General features: G+C 46.9%; 18 protein-coding genes and 1 pseudogene. 8 read left to right on the forward strand and 11 right to left on the reverse strand.

Going from position 1 to position 19,006, the window contains the following annotated elements; all coding sequences use genetic code 11:
• A pseudogene (locus tag QT994_RS14770) lies at positions 1-414 on the forward strand (photosystem II q(b) protein); the annotation flags it as partial.
• Between the two features lie 438 nt (positions 415-852).
• The gene (locus tag QT994_RS14775; protein WP_333048443.1) at positions 853-1,623 is read left to right on the forward strand and encodes a GerMN domain-containing protein; all 771 of its coding nucleotides are present in this window, start codon (positions 853-855) and stop codon (positions 1,621-1,623) included.
• A 115-nt stretch (positions 1,624-1,738) separates the two neighbouring features.
• Here the strand turns inward: QT994_RS14775 and QT994_RS14780 are convergent, their stop codons facing one another.
• The 3 genes from QT994_RS14780 to efp form a co-directional block, all read right to left on the reverse strand.
• Positions 1,739-2,131, reverse strand: a complete 393-nt coding sequence (locus QT994_RS14780; RefSeq protein WP_242718113.1) for an ArsR/SmtB family transcription factor — start codon at positions 2,129-2,131, stop codon at positions 1,739-1,741.
• A 30-nt stretch (positions 2,132-2,161) separates the two neighbouring features.
• Entirely contained in the window at positions 2,162-2,719 is a 558-nt protein-coding gene (gene accB / locus QT994_RS14785; RefSeq protein ID WP_333048444.1) for an acetyl-CoA carboxylase biotin carboxyl carrier protein, read from the reverse strand.
• Positions 2,720-2,918: 199 nt separating this feature from the next.
• Positions 2,919-3,476 carry an elongation factor P gene (gene efp / locus QT994_RS14790; RefSeq protein ID WP_333048445.1) on the reverse strand — a complete coding sequence of 186 codons (558 nt, stop codon included), beginning with the start codon at positions 3,474-3,476 and terminating at the stop codon, positions 2,919-2,921.
• Positions 3,477-3,909: 433 nt separating this feature from the next.
• Here efp and QT994_RS14795 point away from each other — a divergent pair, with 433 nt between their 5' ends.
• The 3 genes from QT994_RS14795 (at position 3,910) to thiL (ending at position 6,615) form a co-directional block, all read left to right on the forward strand.
• Entirely contained in the window at positions 3,910-5,034 is a 1,125-nt protein-coding gene (locus QT994_RS14795; protein WP_333175731.1) for a peptidylprolyl isomerase, read from the forward strand.
• A 238-nt stretch (positions 5,035-5,272) separates the two neighbouring features.
• The gene (locus QT994_RS14800; RefSeq protein WP_333175733.1) at positions 5,273-5,587 is read left to right on the forward strand and encodes a hypothetical protein; all 315 of its coding nucleotides are present in this window, start codon (positions 5,273-5,275) and stop codon (positions 5,585-5,587) included.
• A gap of 32 nt (positions 5,588-5,619) precedes the next feature.
• Positions 5,620-6,615, forward strand: a complete 996-nt coding sequence (thiL, locus tag QT994_RS14805; protein WP_333175735.1) for a thiamine-phosphate kinase — start codon at positions 5,620-5,622, stop codon at positions 6,613-6,615.
• Between the two features lie 382 nt (positions 6,616-6,997).
• Here the strand turns inward: thiL and QT994_RS14810 are convergent, their stop codons facing one another.
• The 3 genes from QT994_RS14810 to QT994_RS14820 all read right to left on the reverse strand — a co-directional run bounded on the left by QT994_RS14810 (position 6,998) and on the right by QT994_RS14820 (position 9,875).
• Positions 6,998-8,020: a tetratricopeptide repeat protein gene (locus QT994_RS14810; protein WP_333175737.1), complete on the reverse strand. Its 1,023-nt coding sequence runs from the start codon at positions 8,018-8,020 to the stop codon at positions 6,998-7,000.
• A gap of 174 nt (positions 8,021-8,194) precedes the next feature.
• Positions 8,195-9,367, reverse strand: a complete 1,173-nt coding sequence (locus QT994_RS14815) for a cysteine desulfurase family protein (protein WP_333048450.1) — start codon at positions 9,365-9,367, stop codon at positions 8,195-8,197.
• A gap of 106 nt (positions 9,368-9,473) precedes the next feature.
• The gene (locus QT994_RS14820) at positions 9,474-9,875 is read right to left on the reverse strand and encodes a DUF7682 family zinc-binding protein (RefSeq protein WP_006631653.1); all 402 of its coding nucleotides are present in this window, start codon (positions 9,873-9,875) and stop codon (positions 9,474-9,476) included.
• A gap of 191 nt (positions 9,876-10,066) precedes the next feature.
• On the opposite strand from QT994_RS14820, the gene QT994_RS14825 reads away from it, so the two are divergent.
• Together QT994_RS14825 and QT994_RS14830 are read left to right on the forward strand one after the other, a co-directional pair.
• On the forward strand, positions 10,067-11,731 hold the full coding sequence (locus tag QT994_RS14825; protein WP_333175739.1) for a DUF655 domain-containing protein: 1,665 nt from the start codon (positions 10,067-10,069) through the stop codon (positions 11,729-11,731).
• Positions 11,732-11,931: 200 nt separating this feature from the next.
• Positions 11,932-12,582 (forward strand): hypothetical protein, encoded by a 651-nt coding sequence (locus QT994_RS14830; RefSeq protein WP_333175741.1) that lies wholly within the window; start codon positions 11,932-11,934, stop codon positions 12,580-12,582.
• A 133-nt stretch (positions 12,583-12,715) separates the two neighbouring features.
• Here the strand turns inward: QT994_RS14830 and cax are convergent, their stop codons facing one another.
• Complete coding sequence (cax, locus tag QT994_RS14835) at positions 12,716-13,816, reverse strand: calcium/proton exchanger (protein WP_333048479.1); 1,101 nt, start codon at positions 13,814-13,816, stop codon at positions 12,716-12,718.
• A 194-nt stretch (positions 13,817-14,010) separates the two neighbouring features.
• On the opposite strand from cax, the gene QT994_RS14840 reads away from it, so the two are divergent.
• Positions 14,011-14,760 carry a Uma2 family endonuclease gene (locus QT994_RS14840; protein WP_333175743.1) on the forward strand — a complete coding sequence of 250 codons (750 nt, stop codon included), beginning with the start codon at positions 14,011-14,013 and terminating at the stop codon, positions 14,758-14,760.
• Between the two features lie 225 nt (positions 14,761-14,985).
• On the opposite strand, the gene QT994_RS14845 is transcribed toward QT994_RS14840, so the two are convergent.
• The 4 genes from QT994_RS14845 to QT994_RS14860 form a co-directional block, all read right to left on the reverse strand.
• Positions 14,986-15,606: a DUF6391 domain-containing protein gene (locus QT994_RS14845; RefSeq protein ID WP_333175745.1), complete on the reverse strand. Its 621-nt coding sequence runs from the start codon at positions 15,604-15,606 to the stop codon at positions 14,986-14,988.
• Between the two features lie 177 nt (positions 15,607-15,783).
• Positions 15,784-16,497, reverse strand: coding sequence for an MORN motif-containing protein (locus tag QT994_RS14850; protein ID WP_333175747.1), 714 nt, complete (start codon positions 16,495-16,497; stop codon positions 15,784-15,786).
• Between the two features lie 105 nt (positions 16,498-16,602).
• Entirely contained in the window at positions 16,603-17,367 is a 765-nt protein-coding gene (locus QT994_RS14855; RefSeq protein ID WP_333175749.1) for an MORN motif-containing protein, read from the reverse strand.
• Between the two features lie 183 nt (positions 17,368-17,550).
• Positions 17,551-18,993, reverse strand: coding sequence for a hypothetical protein (locus tag QT994_RS14860; protein WP_333175751.1), 1,443 nt, complete (start codon positions 18,991-18,993; stop codon positions 17,551-17,553).
• Positions 18,994-19,006 lie beyond the last annotated feature (13 nt).

Genomic DNA, 19,006 nt, shown 5'->3' on the forward strand with positions numbered 1-19,006 from the left:
GTTCGTGAAACAACCGAAACCGAATCGCAAAACTACGGTTACAAATTCGGTCAAGAAGAAGAAACCTACAACATCGTCGCAGCCCACGGCTACTTCGGTCGTTTGATTTTCCAATACGCTTCATTCAACAACAGCCGTTCCTTGCACTTCTTGTTAGGTGCATGGCCAGTAGTCGGCATCTGGTTTACCGCTTTGGGTATCTCCACGATGGCTTTCAACTTGAACGGTTTCAACTTCAACCAATCGATTATCGACTCTCAAGGTCGCGTGATCAATACTTGGGCTGATGTCATCAACCGCGCTAACTTGGGTATGGAAGTAATGCACGAGCGCAATGCTCACAACTTCCCGCTTGATTTGGCTGCAAGTGAAGTCACCCCAGTGGCAATGGTTGCTCCTTCTATCAATGGCTAAGTTTTAGTCTTTGATTGACAAAAAGCGCTCCTAGTAATAGGGGCGCTTTTTGTTTGGGGCAAAATATTTTTAGAGACCTGCTTCTATCCGCTAAATCCCTTAAATCCGTTACCCCCCTTACGGCCGTTACATCCATTCGTTGCTTTCCTTCTTCCTTTTTACTTATTTTTTCTTCCTTTATTCTTTAATTTTTTATGATTACTATAGAATATAGCCACTAGGCCGATCGAGATACTGTGACATACTCCAAGGGCGAAATCTTATATTATGGTCTAGGATTCCAATAGTCGGATTCAGAATATGTTGGGCTTGCTATAAAGTGTTCGCTAGCAGCAATGCAATTGTGTCAATTCCAGAATCTAACCATAGACAAATGTAGCTGATCAGGAGTCGCTCCTCACCGTCCCAAGCGCTCTATCTGTAAGGAGAATTTGTATTATGAAAGATGGACCAGAAGTACGCCGCGTCTCCACCGCAGTAATTGCCGGTGTTTGCGGGTTAGCTTTAGTGGCGGGAGGGGGCATTGCCTGGTGGACGGCGAATCATTCGCCAACTCCCGCAGAAACACAGTCTTCCGCTCCGACTAACGCTCCGGCGCTGTCCCCAAGTCCTGCGGAATCCCCTGTTGTAATTATCCCGGTGCCCCCTCCAACTCCTTTCCCTGCCCCTACTGCTCAGACGCCTAACGCTCAGACGCCTAACGCTCAGACGCCTAACGCTCAGACGCCTAACGCTCTGGTGCCAAAGTCGCCACAGCCAAAGCCTTTGCAGCAAACAGATGTCCAGACAGTGCAAGTTTACTGGGTTAAAGATGCCAGCGGCAAATTTGAGGGAGTTCCTACGAAAGTAGCTGTCAAACAAGCTGACAAGCCTGATGCAGCTTTACAAGCTGCTTTTAACAGTTTGTTGGCTGGGCCCAAGGATGGAACTGTTTCTAGCGAAATTCCTAATGGGACAAAACTCAGGGGTTTGAGTGTTAAGAATGACGGAGTTTATGTCGATTTGTCGGCCGAATTTACTTCGGGGGGAGGCAGCAATTCGATGACTGGTAGGTTAGGACAAGTTATCTATACGGCTACGAGTTTACAACCGAATACCAAGGTTTGGATTTCGGTGGAAGGGAAGCCTTTAGAACTTTTAGGCGGCGAAGGTTTGGAGGTGGCTCAGCCGAGTACCCGCCAAAGTTTTGACAAAAATTTTCCCCTTTAGTAATTATGAGTCATTAGTTACAAGTCATTAGCCATCGGTCTGAAGGCCGAGAATAGGAATTGATAACTGATGACTCATGACTGAGGATGGAGGATTGAGGACGGGCAACTAATTTTCAGTGCTTCGTAGTTAGGCTAAATGCCCGAAAGTGTAGGGCTTGCTGTTCGATCCTGCTGGCAAGCCGATCGCACACCATATTACACAGCTCAAAAATTAACTCGTCTTGCACCCTATAATAAGCTGAAGTCCCTTCACTCCGGCGAGTGAGGATACCAGCTTGGAGCATGAGTTTTAGGTGCTTAGAAACATTGGCTTGACTCGTTTGAGTAGCTTCCACCAATTCTTGCACGCATTTTTCGCCGTCGCGAAGCAAGTTCAAAATTCGTAAACGCATGGGTTCGCTCAAAATACTGAAATACTCAGCAACTTGTTGCACAACCTCTTGCGGGACAGGCTGGGATGACTTCATCAAACTCACCGGAGAGAAGTGATCGGGAAATATTAGCATTTATTCTGTCCATAACAATAAAGTAATCCTTCAATCCGGATTAATTCGCATCAACACTTGACCGTATTCGACAGGTTCGCCATTTTGAACTAAAATTTCCATCACTTGACCGGACACTTCATCAGCATCGATCTCGTTCATCAGCTTCATCGCTTCGATAATACAGACTGTCTGGCTGACCTTGATGCGATCGCCCACATTGACAAAAGGCGGCTCGTCAGGAGCAGCAGCGCGATAAAAGGTTCCTACCATCGGCGAGATAATTGGCACCCATTTCGTATCGACAGAAGCAGCTACGGCAGCAGGTACGGCGACAGGGGCGACGGGTACAGGGGCAGCCATATCCGCTGCTAAATTTTGGTCAACAGCCGGAGGTGACGCTAAGGTGGGGCTACTAACAGCGCCTAACGCGATCGGAGCCACAGTCGCCACGGCAGCAGGGATCGCAGCAGAGGTGCCTGGTGAACTTGCCAGACTGCCTTTGCGTACTGTCAGTTCAATATCCCCACTTTTTAACGTCAGTTCCGAAATGCCAGTTTTGTCTAATACAGTTAGCAGGTCACAAAGCTGGTTTAAGTCTAGTTGCACAGCAGATTCAAGGGTAATTGAGAATTGAAAATTGAAAATTGAAAATTGAAAATTCAGAATCAGGCGAAGCTAGGAGCATCAACGACTTTGAAGGCAAAAGGGATAGTTTTTAAGCTGTGAGCAATGAGTATTGAATTTGGAATTCTTTAACTCATAACTCAGAACTAAAAACTAAAAACTCCCTTTTTCTTCCTCGTTTCTACTCTCGGCCGAGGTACTTGTCTTCACGAGTATCAATCCGAATCCGTTCTCCAATGGAAATAAATAGAGGCACCATAACCTGAGCTCCGGTGGAGACGATCGCGGGTTTGCTGCCACCAGTGGCAGTATCTCCTTTGACTCCGGGATCGGTTTGCAACACTTCCAAGACGACAGAGTTGGGCAGTTCCACTTCCAGGATTTGGTCGTTCCAGCGAAGGATGTTGACTTCCATTCCTTCACTCAGGTACTTGACACGATCGCCTATTTGCTTAGCACTGAGGCGACCTTCCTCGTAAGTTTCCATATCCATAAAGACGAACTCGTCGCCTTCTTTATAGGTATGCTGCATCACACTCTTTTCCAGGTTGGCTTGAGGCATAGTCTCGCCTGCCCGGAAGGTTTGTTCTACTACGTTTCCGGTTTGGACGTTTTTTAATTTTGTCCGCACGAAAGCCGAGCCTTTTCCTGGCTTGACGTGGAGGAATTCGATAACCCGCCACACGCCGTTATTCCATTCAATTGAAACACCTGGTCGAAAGTCGTTACTAGAGATCATATAAATTTTTGCGGGCAATCCCGTCGCCTTGCGGGCACGGGGGAACTACAGTCAGTCGATTTTAGATTTTAGATTTTAGATTTTAGATTTACTCCACAGATGAATTTGGGAGATTGAACCTTGGTCTAAAATTTTGATCTCTCCACGACAGGAGTCTGGGGATTGTATCCGTTTTTGAGCGGGTCAGGTTAAAGTCGCAGTCTAGCTGACGGCATCAAAAAGCAATTGGCATTTTATTTTACCGTTCAAAGGGAGCAAGTGCTTTACTGAAATGTTAATGGCAGTGGGCCGTGGGCTGTTGTCAGTTGACTGTTGAGTGTTGTTAGTTGGCAACTGCCTCCCGGGCCGAACGAACAGCCACTTTAGATGGGTAGCAGCACAGGCGGGCGGGCAGCGCTGTGGGAAGATAAGAGAGGCAATAAAAGTTAAAGTTATGTTGCATTGGCCTAATTTCTCGATCGATACGTGCAAGCGCTGGGTCAAAACCGTCGCTTTAGCGCTCTTGCTGTTCACTCTCTCCTTGAGTTTCAGTGCAGTCTCCCATGCCAAACGCCCCAGCAGCAGTATGCCTGCGGGGAATGCGATTACGGACGGCCGGGCGCTGTTGCGCTTCGCTTTACCTATTGACAATCAGAGTGTGCGAGAGTTGCAAATTAGTCTCGAAGACATTGGCAACCACATACGCTCTAAACGTTGGGGGCCGATTAGCAGCGATGTCAGCAAGGCTTCCAGGATTCTCAACCTTCGGGAATCTGACCTTTTAGAGAGTATTCCCGACACCAAAAAGCCGGAAGCTGAAACTCTAGTGGCAGCAGTCAAGGACGGAATCGCTCAACTGGAAAAGGCTGTTGAGGCTAAAGACAGGGACAAAGTGATTGACTTGAAAGCCACAATCCTAGGTTCGGTAGGCGAAATCGAAGAGTTGATGGTGACAAAGTTTCCGTTTGAAGTGCCTGCCAAGTATGCTAATCTGCCTCAACTGAAAGGGCGCGCTACTGTGGCTGTACAAACTGAAAAAGGGGAAATTACTGTTGTGGTTGACGGCTACAGCGCCCCGGTTACGGCTGGTAATTTTGTGGATTTGGTCGATCGAGGTTTTTATGACGGTTTGCCGTTTATTCGATCGGAAGAATCCTACGTTTTGCAAACAGGAGACCCCGAAGGCAAGGAAGTCGGTTTTATTGACCCAGGTACTGGCAAATACCGGAATGTGCCACTAGAAGTGCTCGTCAGGGACGAAAAAGAACCTATTTACGGGATTACTCTAGAAGATGCGGGGCGTTATCGCGACGAACCTGTTTTGCCTTTTTCTGCTTTCGGTACTGTGGCCATGGCCCGTACAGAAACTGAGCCTGATAGCGCTTCTTCTCAGTTTTTCTTTTTCTTGTTTGAGCCTGAACTCACGCCCGCCGGTCTGAATTTGTTGGACGGCAGATATGCTGTTTTTGGTTACATGATTGAAGGAAAAGAAGTGTTGGAGCAACTGAAGCAGGGAGACAAGATTCTATCTGCTAAGGTAGTTAAAGGAATCGAAAATTTGGTGCGACCTCAAGTTTAATTAATGACGGCGATTGAAATCGCTGCTTGTCAAAAGTGACGGCGATTGAAATCGGTTTTACACAAACAAAGCCCGCCTGTGCGGGCTGAAAAAATCAAGAGTGACTGCGATTGAAATCGCTTCGAGATGATGAAGGAGATTGAAATCGCTTCTGCACAGACAAAGCCCGCCGGATCAGGCTGGAAGAATAGATAATTTTTATAGTTTCGTTATTGACATCAGGAATTTAATCGAAAATATGGCAATTTTAGAATTTTTATTGGTAATAGGTTTGGGCGGGTTCGCCGGGTTGTTGATTGTAAAAAATGTGAATGAAAGCAAGCAAAAGCAGCGGTTGGATGAGGCTTTTTATGAGTTGTTGGAAGCTCAAAACAGTCAAATTTCGTTGATTCAACTGGCGGCTAATGCTAGGGTTGAGGCTGAAGTGGCTCAGCAGTATTTAACTCGGCAAGTGAAGATTTTTTCGGCGATTTTAGAGGTAGATGATGAAGGGGATACTTTTTATAGGTTTCCTAGGTTGCGCTTGCCGCCGAGTTCGGGTAAGGAATGGTGAAGTGAGAAAGTGCGATCGACTAATTCAAAATTATGAAAGTTAAAGATATCGGTGAACAAGGTCTTTTAAGAATACTACAAAAATTCTGCCCCGCAGAGATAGTGGGTGATGATTGCGCTGTCATGGCTACAAATCCCCACAAATCTCTCGCTATCACTACAGATATGTTGGTGGAGGGAGTGCATTTTAGCGATCGCACTACGGGGCCCTATTACGCAGGATGGCGCGCCGCAGCAGCGAATTTGTCGGATCTCGCGGCTATGGGAGCAAAGCCTCTGGCGGTGACTGTAGCCCTCGCTGTGACGGCGGATACGGCTGTGGAGTGGGTTGAAGAGTTTTATCGGGGGATGACGGCTTGCTTGCAAGAATATCAGACGCCGATCGTCGGTGGCGATGTTGTGCGATCGCCCGTGGTGACTGTGGCGATTACTGCTTTTGGGGAGGTTGAGTGCGATCGTACCATTAGTCGGTCAAATGCGCGATCGGATTGGGCGATTGTGGCTACTGGGGTTCACGGAGCCTCCCGCGCGGGATTAGAATTGCTGTTAAATCCAGAATTCGGGCAAAATCTGGAAAAGGTCGATCGGGCTTCTTTAATTCTCGCTCACCAGCGCCCTAAACCGAGGCTGGATGTTTTGCCGATTGTTTGGGAAATTTTAGATTCTGCGGGTGAGTTTTCCATCGCAGGAATGGACAGCAGCGACGGTTTAGCAGATGCGATTATTCAAATTTGTCGGGCTAGCGGTATTGGCGCAAAGGTTGATCGCCCCAAAATACCAATTCCCGATATTTTCAGCGAAATAGTATCAACCGAAAAAGCTTTAGATTGGGCATTATACGGTGGGGAAGACTTCGAGTTAGTGCTGTTTTTGCCGATGGCGAATGCTCAGTTATTAGTGGAAAAAATAGGAAACGGAGCCGCAATCCTGGGAATGGCTACGGATAGCACCGATATCTGGTTGACTGATAGCAGCGGTATTTATCCTGATATTGTATTAAAGCTCGATCGAGGATTTCAACATTTTTGAATTATCTCTTAGTCCGGCTATGCGGACTTGGTTTGTGTAGACGCGGTTTCCACCGCCGGGTTTTTGCCCGTTACATATTTTCCGCCAGCGAACCCTTGACTCTGTTATTGTAGGCCGTTCTGAATAACACCGGATTTTATTTTATCATGGTTGGGTTGGGTTTGATGGGGGCGAGAAACCGGGTTTTTGCGAAGATATTTAATCGGAGGCTAAGATATCGGAAAAAACCCGGTTTCTGAGATGGTGCGTGGTGAGGAGAAACCGGGTTTTTGCGAAGATATTTAATCGGAGGCTAAGATAGCGGAAAAAACCCGGTTTCTGAGATGGTGCGCGAAGATGTCGGAAAAAACCCGGTTTCTTAGATTTTTAAAGCTGCATCACTTTAAGCATTAGCTAGCTTCTTTTGAATCATTGCCCAATATTCAGGGAAATCCTCACGGGTATATACTGTTAATGCTGCTTGATAAAAGGATCTCGCCTTTTCGAGATTTTCATCCCGCGAACCGTTGATTCTGTCATTATAGGCATTACCTAGATTATATTGAATCATGGCCCAATCTTCAGGAAAGTGTTCAGGGGTACGAACAGTTAAAGCAGCCTCAAAAAATGCGATCGCGCGATCAATATTTTCCGCCCGCGAACCGTTGATTCTGTTGGCGTAAGCAGCAGCTAGGTTATTTTGAGCCATTGCCCAATCTTCCGGGAAAGCCTCCAGGGTATATACTGTTAAAGCCGCGCCATAAAGGGCGATCGCCATTTCCACATTTTCGGCCCGCGAACCCTTTATTCTGGTAATGTAGGCAGCAGCTAAGTTGTTTTGAGTTTGAGCAAACTTCTCGCTTCCGGGTTGCCGATTATTTAAAACAAGTTGATAAGCGGCAATGGCAATTTCAATATTATCGGCTCTATTCCCACCGGAAAAATTACTAATATTAATGCTCAAGTCTTCAACGAGACTGACAAGTGAATCAATAGTTTGTGCATTTTCGCCACCAATTAATCTCTGCATTATTTGCTCTAAAATGTCCGAAAAGCGAGCATTTAGGAGATTTTGTCGTTCAGCTAGCATCTGGTAAATTACTGCTGTATTACTATTGCTACCATCTTCGGCTTGCAATAATTCTAGAATAAAGTTTGCATACTCTTGGGGATTTTCCTCGGCGGAGATATCACCATCGTTGATATCGATTAATTGTGCTAGCTGGCCGATCAGCTTCCGCAGGAAATTAGCGCCGTTTTGTCCTCCTTGCTGTGCCATTTTTTCTGCTACTAACTCGCAAGTTTCCAGAAATTCGACATCCAACAATTCTGAGTTATCTTGTAATATCTGCGGTTCTTCGCCGTTGGGGCAATTCAGCAGGGTGTGAATTAGTTCTAGGTAGGCTTGGGCGTGGCTTTCTTCCATTGTTGGGGAGTTGTGAATAATATCGGGTTTATTGTAGCATGGTTGTGGGTTTTGGGACTTGTTGTACGAGATGCAGACGGCGGTTGAAACCGCCTCTACAGAAACGATGTCCGCGGAGGCGGAATGAAGACAAGACGCGGTTTCCAACCGCCCAATCTTCAACCGCCCGGTTTTCTAATTCCGACACAATGCTACTTTGGGAATTAATCTATCTAAAATTTGCTCGATCGCAATTACTGTCCAATCAATATCAGCTTCTGTGGTTTCTCGTCCCAGACTCAAGCGAATTCCGCCAACTGCCATAGTTTTGCTATATCCCATTGCCAATAAAATCGGACTGGGAGTTATTTTGCCGCTGTTACAAGCAGAACCAGAACTAATCCCTATTCCTGCTAAATTGAGCTGTCGTACTAAAGTTTTGCCTGTCACTTTCCCTGTGTCACCGTCGGGAGAAACAATGCAGAAACTGACGTGGTGGGGGAGTCGAAAATAGCGATCGCCTGTTGGTACTAAACTGGGTACGTGGGATAATCGGTCAAAAAGTCGATCGCGCAATTCAATTAATCTCGCCGTTTCCCCATCTATTTCTTGCAAGGCCAATTCCGCCGCCACGCCAAAACCGACAATTATCGGTACTGCGGGCGTCCCAGAACGCAGTTTCAATTCTTGACCACCACCGGTCAATATTGGCGCTAATTCAATGCCCTGACGCACGTAAAGCGCCCCCGCACCTTGTGGCCCGTAAAGTTTGTGACTGGAAAGAGAAAGCAAGTCTACGGGCAGTTTCTGTATGTCTATCGGCAGTCTGCCGGCAACTTGAACTGCATCGGTATGAAACAGGATATTGCGATCGCGCGCAATCTTTCCCAAGGCCTCAATTGGTTGCAGTGTCCCAACTTCGCTTTGTCCGTAAATGATTGAAATTAAAACTGTATTCGATCGCAGCGACTCTTGCAAATCCAAAGGGTGAACGCGCCCAAATTTATCCACTGGTAGGCGCGTCACTTCCCATCCCCATTGTTCAAGTTGTCGCACGGTTTCTGCTACGGCAGAGTGCTCTACGCTGGAGATAATAATATGCTGCGGTTTTGTATAAAGACGGGCAATTCCGATTATGGCCAAATTATCCGCTTCAGTGCCGCCACTGGTAAAAATCATCGATTCCGGTAGCGCGTTAATCAAGCTAGCAACCTGCATTCTTGCTAATTCTAAAGCTGTCGCCGCCCTTTGTCCCCACTCGTGCAAGCTGGAAGGATTGCCCCACTGCTGAGTAAGGGCTTTTTGCATGGCTTGAATCGCTTCTGGGCGTGCGGGTGTTGTGGCACTATAGTCGAGGTAAATTTGCATGATAAATAACTAATTAATGAATGTTGACTGTTGACTGTTGACCGCTGACTGTTGACTGTTGACTGGTGTGAGTGGCTACCAATAGCCAATAATTAATAACTGATTACTAACTTCCTGGTTTGCAGACGTTGTAGTCTTCGTGCGACAATACTTTTTGGGGAATTAAGAAAGTGCCGCAATCTTCACAAAGCATTCTGTAGTTGCGAGTTACAGGAATACTGATTATCAAACGGTTGTGACGCAGGCGTTTGCCACCGAAATCTCTGTAATTCTTATTTTCGCCCAAAGCTGCTATAATTGCCCGGGCTTTAGTGACTACGTGATCGGGCAGACCTCTTAGATCGATGATATCTCTAGCAAATGATGCTTCCCTCTCTTGTTTTTTGGTTTGTTTTTCTGCGAGCACTTCAACGTAATGCTGCTGCGCCACCAACTCTTGCGTGCAGCGATGGCACGCTTTACCATATCCTTTGTGACCGCACGGAAAAATTGTTTTTCTTTTAGCCATAAAGCAGCGGTATAGGGTTTGACCCACGCCCCTGAATGCTGCTACCCTACCAGTGATGCTTCCGGCATCGAGGCAGTTCTACAAGACGCAAAATCTATTCCCTTGCATAAATTTAATAAGTTGTAACTTTACTTAATCCAATAGATTTGAACTGTGGGAAGGCTAATAACCTCTATATTTTTTAAAATTTTGTGACTGTATTATATTATCATTTACTCGGTTTCTGTTGTGCTGGTCTGGTAGCGCTCAATCTGGTGGGCTGCGGACAAACAAAGCAAGACGTGCAGAATTTACCTCTGAGTCTGGCTCCACTGCCTCAAGACCCCTTGTTGCAAGTATACTTCAATCAGTCGATCGCTTCGAGTTATACAGAGCCTTACCGCCAGCAAACTAGACCTGGAGATGATTTAGAAAACTTGATCGCTGTTGCGATCGCCAGTGCTGGATCGACGGTAGATGTAGCGGTTCAGGAGTTTCGCTTGCCCAGTATTGCGAGGGTTTTGGCCCATCGACAGCGCTCGGGAATTAAAGTTAGATTAATTGTCGAACATATCTATAGTCGCCCTTGGAGCGATTTTACAGCTCAGGAGTTAGCTAAATTACCGGAAAGAGAGCGCGATCATTATAGTGAATTTGTGCAACTTGCCGATCGCAATAAAGACGGTAAATTAACGCCCGATGAAATCAAGCAAAATGATGCTTTGGTAATTGTCAAGGATGCGGGGATTCCTGTAATTGATGATACTGCTGACGGCAGTAAAGGCAGCGGTTTGATGCACCACAAATTTGTGGTGATTGACGGCAAAACCGTAATCGTTACTTCTGCTAATTTTACCACAAGCGATATACACGGCGATTTCAAGACAGCAGCAACTCGCGGCAATGCGAACAATTTGCTAAAAATTCAAAATGCTCCAGTAGCGCAACTGTTTACTCAAGAATTTAACCTGATGTGGGGCGACGGGCCCGGAGGCAAACCGGACAGCAAATTTGGCATCAAAAAGCCGTTTCGTCAAGTGCAAAAAGTGAGAATAGGGAATGCGACAGTTGCAGTGCAATTTTCGCCGACAACTGCTACTTTGCCTTGGGAAAAAAGTGTCAACGGTTTGATAAATCGAACTTTGGGTAGTGCGAAAAAGTCGGTTAATTTGGCATTGTTTGTATTTTCGGCTCAGCGGTTGTCAAATACTTTGGAAATTGAAGCAGGACGAGGAGTTGCGGTGCGAGCTTTAATTGACTCTAATTTTATTTATCGCCCTTACAGTGAAGGTTTGGATATGATGGGTGCGACTTTGATGCAAGATTGTAACTTAGAAGCTGACAATCGCCCTTGGAGAAAGCCGATCGCTACGGTGGGAGTGCCGCTGTTACCAATGGGCGATCGCCTACATCACAAATTCGGCGTTGTAGACGGCAAAACGGTGCTTACAGGTTCTCACAACTGGAGTGAGGCTGCAAATCACGGCAATGACGAGACGCTACTGGCGATCGAGAGTCCGGTAGTTGCAGCCCATTTTGAGCGGGAGTTCGATCGGCTTTACAAAGGTGCAATCTTGGGAATTCCAGCCCGAATTAAACAGAAAATTGACGCTAAGAAAAAAGAGTGCGATTCACTACAAGCAGCATCAAAATCTGCGAGCACTAAACCTCAAATTGCTGCAGGTAAAAAGTTAGTTAATTTGAATGCAGCGAGTCAGGAAGAATTAGAAACTTTGCCTGGGGTTGGCCCGAAGTTAGCCGAGAGAATTATTGCAGCGCGGCAACAGCAACCTTTTACCTCTTTGGACGACGTGGCGCGGGTTCAGGGAGTCGGGGACAAGATTTTAGGGAGATGGCGCGATCGAGTAACTTGGTAATTAGGTTCGCAGCATCGGACTTCATTCCTTCCTCCCCCGGGTTCGCAGCATCGGACTTCAGTCCTTTCTTTATAAACTAAGCAGGAAGGACTAAAGTCCGAAGGATCAAACCTATTTTATCGATCTTGACAACAGATATGCTCTCTAGTTAAAATCACGATTAAAAAAATGCTATCTCTTCAGATGGAAGGTATAAAGAGATGAAAAGCACCAGATATTTTACGGGGCAGCAACCAATCAAATTCCTAGCTCTTTTGGTGGGAGCAATTTTTGTGACACTAGCAGCTTTCACAGTCAGCGCGCAACAGACTAACGAAGCACAATTTCGGGTAAAAAACGAAAACAGTTTTAATATTAACTTGATTCAATTTAAGCGTGCTGAATATGTAGGTCAGTGTCCCGGAAGTGGCATCTCCCCTGATTCGCAAAGCGCTCGATTTGTTTCCAGAAAGACTCCCCCCGCCCCTAACAGAAGAGTGCTGATTAAAAATGTGACCGATGGCATGGAAACTAACCCCTATCCTTACACGGATAGAAGTTATGACAAAGGTGAGTTTTCCGAGAGTTTTGGATTTAAGTTAGCAAACAGTCACAAAACAAGAACTTTTTCGGTTTTAGAGGGCGAAAATAAATTTGCTTATGAAATCAAAGAAAATAACCAAGTTATAGAACAGGGTGGGCTTACCGCTCAACTTTCTGTACAAAATTTAGGTACTTTTCCGCGTCAGCAAATTTGTGAGAACAAAGTCACCTCACAATGTCAGGATGATGCTGATTGTCGCGATAGGAGACGCAGAGGAAAAAGTTGCAAAATAGAGTGTGTTACTGTTCAAGAGTGTCGATGTCCGTAACTATTTCCTGCCCTAAAATTACTTTATTTAATTAGTCGCAGAAGACACAGCAGAAGAAAAAACAAGAGAAAAAATAGGCTATTTTCTTGGAAGGACAACCACGGGAGATTGCCCCTCCAAGAAAATCGTAGGTTTAAGTAATGGGGTGAAAGTAAAATGCAGCTCCTAACACGATGTATGTGGCTAAAAGCAGCACTCCTTCGAGCCAATTAGAGCGCCCGTCGAGACTAATTAGATTAGCAATTGTCACGGCGATGGCAACTGCAACTACTTCAAAGGGATTGAAGTTTAAATCCATCGGCTGATGAATCACTAATCCGATAATCACCAACACCGGCGCTACCAGCAAAGCAACTAGCAAACTCGAACCCATTGCGACAGAAACTGACAAATCCATATTGTTTTTCATCGCCACTCCCACCGCAGTTACATATTCCGCCGCGCCGCCAACAATCGGCAAAAGAATTACCCCTGTAAACAGCGGCGTCAATCCCAATCCTTTGGTAGTTTCTTCGACAACGCCAACGAAAATTTCTGATTCAAAGGCAACAGCAAGAGTTGAGGCTACTAGCACCCCTATCCACAGCCACAAATTTGGTTTGTGGGTAGTAGATTCCTCTTTTGTATTTTGAGGATTTTCTGACTCAAGTTCTAGTAACCCAACATCGTAAAGATAGCTGTGAGTTTTTAATGAAAATAAGAGAGTTAGAGCGTAAACTGCAATTAGGACGATCGCAGTTATTAAGGAAAGATTCTGAATGGCTGCGGGTTCGACTCCATTGGAGGTGTAAATTACCATTGTCGGCAGTAGAATTGCAATCACTGCTAGAGTCATTGTGGAACCGTTCACCCGCGCGATTATTGGCTTAAATTCCTGTTCTTTGTAGCGGATTCCTCCTAGCAGCATGGAAAATCCCATGACTAAGAGCAAGTTGCTGATAATTGTACCAGTTATGCTGGCTTTCACAATGTCAATTAAGCCCGCTTTCAGGGCAACTATGGCAATAATTAATTCTGTAGCATTGCCGAAGACTGCATTTAATAAGCCGCCTATGGAGGGGCCTGTAACGATCGCCACTTCTTCTGTTGCTGTACTCAACCAAATCGCCAGAGGTATAATGCCTAAAGCAGATGTGATGAAAACTGCCAGGGAACCCCAGTGCAAATACTCAGCGGCGATGGAAATGGGGATGAAAATTAACAGCGCTATGGAAAGAATCTTTTTTATTGACATAGGAACTCGGATGGTATAGTGAAGGGTGAGGTCGAGTTGTCTGGGCGATCGCAAAGTTGATTTTACACTATTCAACTATTCTCTGACAATTCTGGTGGCGAGTGCGATCGATAATTGGGAATTTTTAACCGCAAATGCACGCCGTTCGAGGCAGATTGAATATAATAGAATTATATCGACATCGGTGAAAAGATATGTCTCAATCTGTAGTGCCAGTTGTTGAATCAAAGCAAATTAATACTTCACCCACCTTGACTTTTGAAGAATACCGATTTTATCAAACTGATTCCGATCTAAAATATGAACTGTACAAAGGCAAATTAATTCCGATGCCAACCGCAACAGTTTTACATATCAAAATTTGCGAATATTTAGTTTACAAATTGCAGCGTTACCTAGCTGAACACAATCTTGACTTAGTAGCAAAAACAGGCCTGGGAGTAAGAACAGAAGAAGATACCTCTCGGATTCCCGATGTAGTTGTTTGTACTCAAAGTCTTTTGGAACAAGCTGCTGCTAGACCAGGTTCTGGCATCCTCGATTTTGAGGAAAAGCCGCTGTTAGTCATAGAGGTAGTGAGTCAAAATCGGCGCGCCGATTATGTGATTAAACGAGCTGAGTACGAACTAGCTAACGTGCCAGAATATGTAATTGTTGACCCTACACCTAACAAAGAACTGGTGCGAGTTTTAGCCTTTCCTGAAGGTGAAGACATCTATACCCAGACTGATTTTAGGGCGGGGCAACAAATAGTGTCTGTAGTATTTCCCAATCTGACATTTTTAGTAAATGAAATACTGTCTCCGCCATTAGTTGAAGGGTTGATTAAAGCGGAACAAGCTCGGTTCCAGGAACTTGAGCAGCAAGCTGCGGTGGAGCGTCAACGGGCTGAAAGATTGGCGATGAGGTTGCGAGAATTAGGAGTAGATCCCGATCGCATTTAGGAGCTTGGATGACCCAGAAGTCATGAGTTAATTGTTATTAGTTATATCAAATCCGCGCTGCATCGGAATTATTCAGATATCTATTCTCTGCATCTGCGTGAATCCGCGTCAATCCCTTGTCATCTGCGGTTCAGAAATTATCTTCTTTTGACCGCAGATACAGGCAGATTAACACAGATTAACGCAGATGAGTTAGATCTATGGATTGGGCTTGATACTGTGCAACTATTCAACCCAACGCACTCGCACAAAATGAGCTTCTCGTCCCCAGAAGTCGTGACTTACGGTAATATCAACAACACTCAAATTAAACGGAATAGCCGTTGTGACGTACCGCTGAGCCAGAGAGCCCACATCAGGAGCTAACTGAGCAGCAGCAGCAGCCGCTGCACCCAAACCTAACAGTTGTAAAATCGGCCCTCGCGGTAAGGCTAAATTAATGCCAACAGCAAGTCCAGCAGTCAGTAGCATTGCCACCGACAAATTCGTGCCACAGCGGGGATGTACAGCTAAATCCCACTCTCCGCTGGCAATCCGCTGCAAAGCCTCGCGCACTGCCTGACGCAACTGTGCAATGTTAACGTGGCCATAAAGAAAAAACCCTTGGTCTGTGGACATCCCGCCCAATAACTCATTATCGGTTCTTGCTGTCGTCGCACCAACCGATTGGCCCAGTACCCAAACAGTAGCGTGTTCCAAAGCATGAACTTGGCGCAAAGCCAAAACTTCCTTCAAACCGGGTACAAAATTGAGTTGTCGCAACAAATCAGCATCTTGAGTCGGCTGCGGGGCAAAGTCGAAGGGAAACTGGCCGGTGCGGCCGGAAGCAGAAGCAGTAGTTGTCATATCAAAACGCCTCCATTAACTCCATTAAGGGGATATTTAAGATTAGCAATTCGGTTGAAAAAAAGCGGGTCATAAATTATCAATAGTTTTGACTTTAAAACCTAGCAAGGGCAGGTCTTGTGCAAAAAATATTAGCGCTCAACCTGCCCTTACTAAAACATCGTACTTATTCCCAGTTTATCGTTCTAGCCGCTGGCCCTCACGGAATACTCCCGGAACTCGCCGGCCTCTGGTATCGATAATTGTGCCTTTGCCGTGAGGCAATCCCTTGCGTAACTCTCCCTCATAGCGGATACCGTTGGAGAACGAACAGTTACCCTTGCCATCAAGTTCTTGAGTATAGAACTGTCCCGAACATCGGCTGCCGTCAGCGCGGGTGAACGTTCCCGTACCTAAAGGCTTGCCTCCTAAAAATTGACCCACAAAGCGATCGCCATTGGCAAAAATGAATTGCCCTTGTCCCGTGGGCACGCCTACTTTTTGATCAAGAGAAAACGACCCTATATAGCGATCGCCATTAGTAAAAATAGCTGTCCCGGAACTAACTTTGCCATCTCGGAATATACCCTCGACGCGGGCGTCGTCCTTAAATATAAATTGTCCTCGACCATTTGGTTTGCCCAGACGGAACTGCCCCTCATAGCGATCGCCGCTGGAATATATGTATACCCCAGCGCCACTGGGCAAACCGTTAACGAACTGTCCGATGTAGCTATCACCGCTGTCATAATCGCATCTCACTCTACCTGTAGCGATAGCTGGCACGCAGCGACCGGTTTTAGCTTCTGTTCCTTGCGCCATTGAGGGCAAGGGATAAGTTGCGTAACTACCAATTCCCGACACTGATGCAACTAATAAAGCGATTCCACTGATCCAAGAACGGGAAATCATCAATCAACTTTCTCCTATGCGCTGTTAGATATTATCTTCTTCTGTCCTTTGTCTTTTGTCCCATTTGTTGTCAAAAGTTGGGTGAAAACCTCAATCATTTATCCTTTACGAAACTCCGGGCTTGCCGTTGCGATATACCCCCGGAAAGCGCCTACCACTAGCATCGATCATCGTCCCGACACCGTGAGGCACTCCCTTTCGCAATTCTCCTTCATAGCGCGTCCCGTTGGGGAAAGTGCAGGAGACACTAGCGTCAAGTTCTTGATTAAAAAATCGGCCGGAACAGCGAGTGCCGTCTACCCGCACCAATACCCCCGGGCCAAAGGGCGAGCCTGCAAAGAATTGTCCTTCATAGCGATCGCCATTCGAGTAAAAAAATTGACCCCGCCCTGCTGGTTGGCTGCTAATAGCATTAGTCTGAATGTTCCTGACGACTGCGAAGTCTCCGACATAGCGCTCGCCGTTGGCGAAAACAACCGTCCCAGACCTCATTGTGCCGTCTTGGAACACGCCTGTGTAGCGGGCATCATCTTTAAAAATGAATGTCCCTCTGCCATTGGGCACTCCCTTCCGAAAATTTCCTTCGTAGCGATCGCCATTAGCGTACACGTAGACGCCACTGCCGTCGGGCAGGCCGTTGACGAAATTTCCCTCGTAGTTATCGCCTCCCTCGTAATTGCATTTCACTCTTCCCGTAGGAGGGTTTCCTTGGCAGAAGGGAGGGCGTTTTCCTTCTTCAGGTTTTGGCTGTGGTGTTGGCTGTGGTGTTGGTTGAGCCATTGATGGCTGGGGATTCAATAGATTAGTGGCGCTGCCGATACAAGAAGCAACTAATATCACCATCCCTAATTTTTGAAATGAACCGAGCATGATCGATCTCCTTTAACTTCAATTACTCATAGGGATTTTCTAGAAGCTAATACTCACTGAAAAGTCCTCTATTTTTTAATCCCTGTACCAATTTTACCTTCAGGTTCGAGATCTGCTCTAAATGCAAAAAGGCAAAAATTAGAGTTTTTGCCTTTAGCATTTTTCCTGCTTTACTGTCAATTTTCAGCGTCGCGCTGAGCTATTTGGATTTGGGAGACGGCTAATAACTGCATTTGCTGGTTGTGGTTGGCGACTGGCGGGTTTTTCGCCAACACCTTTGGCTACCTCAACGCCGTTTTCCTCCAGAACCACGATCGGATCGGCTCCGGCCTTGATATCCACCCGCTTCACCAACACTTGCCCGTTAGACAACCGCTGCCCGACTTTGACATATCGGCTAGTTGGTTCATTGGGTACTTTCACAATCACTTGCGTCTCGTTCCCGACTTTTACCACGCCGCTGACTTCAGTGCCTGTAGCGAGGTCAGTAGAAGGCGGTGGTGGCGGTGGCTGAACTACTGGGATGACGGGAGGCGGCGGCGGATTTGGGTCTACCCACTGAGGTGGGCGCTTGTCTACTGGCAGTTCCGGCAGATCCGGCACTCCTATGGGTCTCGCTGCTATTGGCTGGGGCGGACGCGGGGGGCCCGAACGGCGAGTCTGCGGATTCCGCGCATCTTGGGGTCTACTTGCTATTGGCCCAGTAGTTCCTGGAGGACGGGTGCCAGTACCTCTTCTTATCCTGGCATTGGGGTCTCTCCATTGGGGGGGGCGTTTGTCTACTGGCAGTTCTGGCAGATCCGGTACTCCTATGGGTCTAGCGGCAATGGGTTCGAGTCCAGGTGGAGATGTACGAGTACGACCTAACTGAGGAGCAGTTAGCCCCGGAACTAGGGGCGGCGAGCCAATTTGCGCCCCGGTGCCTCCGGGTAAGGAACCATTTCTGCCCCCGCCACCTAACCGAGGAGTAGTTAGTCCTGGAACTTGGGGCGGCAAGCCAATTTGCCCCCCATTACCTCCGGGAGGAAAACGGTCGCCCGATCTACCTGGTACTTGCTGAGTGCCTCCTCGACCGCCCGTGGGTCCCCTGGTGATAACCGTTTGAGCGGGCCTGTTAACTGGGGGGGGAGCCAATAACTCGGGAAGCTCGGGTAGCACGGCAACTTGTCGCTGTGGCAGTTTGGGGAGTTCTGAGGAAATCCCACGTGCTCCGTTGGCTCCTGCAGGGATTTGTAATGCGATCGGCGGCAGCGGCCCAAAGGGGTCTAACTGAGAAGGATTGGCTGTCAAAGGGCCTTGTGGCACCGGCTGAAGCGGAAGCGTTGGATTCCTGTTTTTGTTGTCGCCGATTCCTGTTTGAGCCTGTCTTGCTCGTTCGTCTGGGTTGGTCGATCGAATTAACCCTGGAGGCTGAGCCGCTACTACTGGAGACTGGAATGTCTGAGTTCCTGGGGTGGGGCTGGCCGAGGCGGCCGGAGACGGAGAAGCTGCACTAGGGCTGGGGCTGGGGCTGGCTGTGTTGCTGCTCTCGCCACCGCAGCCTGCGATCGAGAAAGCTAGTAGTCCTATAGTCGCAAAATATAAAAGTTTGTGCATTGCCGATCGCCCCCAAATGCTTAATTTCAAGATATCCAACAAG

Source organism: Microcoleus sp. S13_B4, assembly GCF_036700885.1.
Taxonomy (GTDB): domain Bacteria; phylum Cyanobacteriota; class Cyanobacteriia; order Cyanobacteriales; family Microcoleaceae; genus Microcoleus.

Coding starts and splice junctions, on each gene's coding strand:
- QT994_RS14775 (WP_333048443.1), top strand. CDS start 853: ATGAAAGATGGACCAGAAGTACGCCGCGTCTCCACCGCAGTAATTGCC.
- QT994_RS14780 (WP_242718113.1), bottom strand. CDS start 2,131: ATGCTAATATTTCCCGATCACTTCTCTCCGGTGAGTTTGATGAAGTCA.
- efp (WP_333048445.1), bottom strand. CDS start 3,476: ATGATCTCTAGTAACGACTTTCGACCAGGTGTTTCAATTGAATGGAAT.
- QT994_RS14795 (WP_333175731.1), top strand. CDS start 3,910: ATGTTGCATTGGCCTAATTTCTCGATCGATACGTGCAAGCGCTGGGTC.
- QT994_RS14800 (WP_333175733.1), top strand. CDS start 5,273: ATGGCAATTTTAGAATTTTTATTGGTAATAGGTTTGGGCGGGTTCGCC.
- thiL (WP_333175735.1), top strand. CDS start 5,620: ATGAAAGTTAAAGATATCGGTGAACAAGGTCTTTTAAGAATACTACAA.
- QT994_RS14810 (WP_333175737.1), bottom strand. CDS start 8,020: ATGGAAGAAAGCCACGCCCAAGCCTACCTAGAACTAATTCACACCCTG.
- QT994_RS14815 (WP_333048450.1), bottom strand. CDS start 9,367: ATGCAAATTTACCTCGACTATAGTGCCACAACACCCGCACGCCCAGAA.
- QT994_RS14820 (WP_006631653.1), bottom strand. CDS start 9,875: ATGGCTAAAAGAAAAACAATTTTTCCGTGCGGTCACAAAGGATATGGT.
- QT994_RS14830 (WP_333175741.1), top strand. CDS start 11,932: ATGAAAAGCACCAGATATTTTACGGGGCAGCAACCAATCAAATTCCTA.
- cax (WP_333048479.1), bottom strand. CDS start 13,816: ATGTCAATAAAAAAGATTCTTTCCATAGCGCTGTTAATTTTCATCCCC.
- QT994_RS14840 (WP_333175743.1), top strand. CDS start 14,011: ATGTCTCAATCTGTAGTGCCAGTTGTTGAATCAAAGCAAATTAATACT.
- QT994_RS14845 (WP_333175745.1), bottom strand. CDS start 15,606: ATGACAACTACTGCTTCTGCTTCCGGCCGCACCGGCCAGTTTCCCTTC.
- QT994_RS14850 (WP_333175747.1), bottom strand. CDS start 16,497: ATGATTTCCCGTTCTTGGATCAGTGGAATCGCTTTATTAGTTGCATCA.
- QT994_RS14855 (WP_333175749.1), bottom strand. CDS start 17,367: ATGCTCGGTTCATTTCAAAAATTAGGGATGGTGATATTAGTTGCTTCT.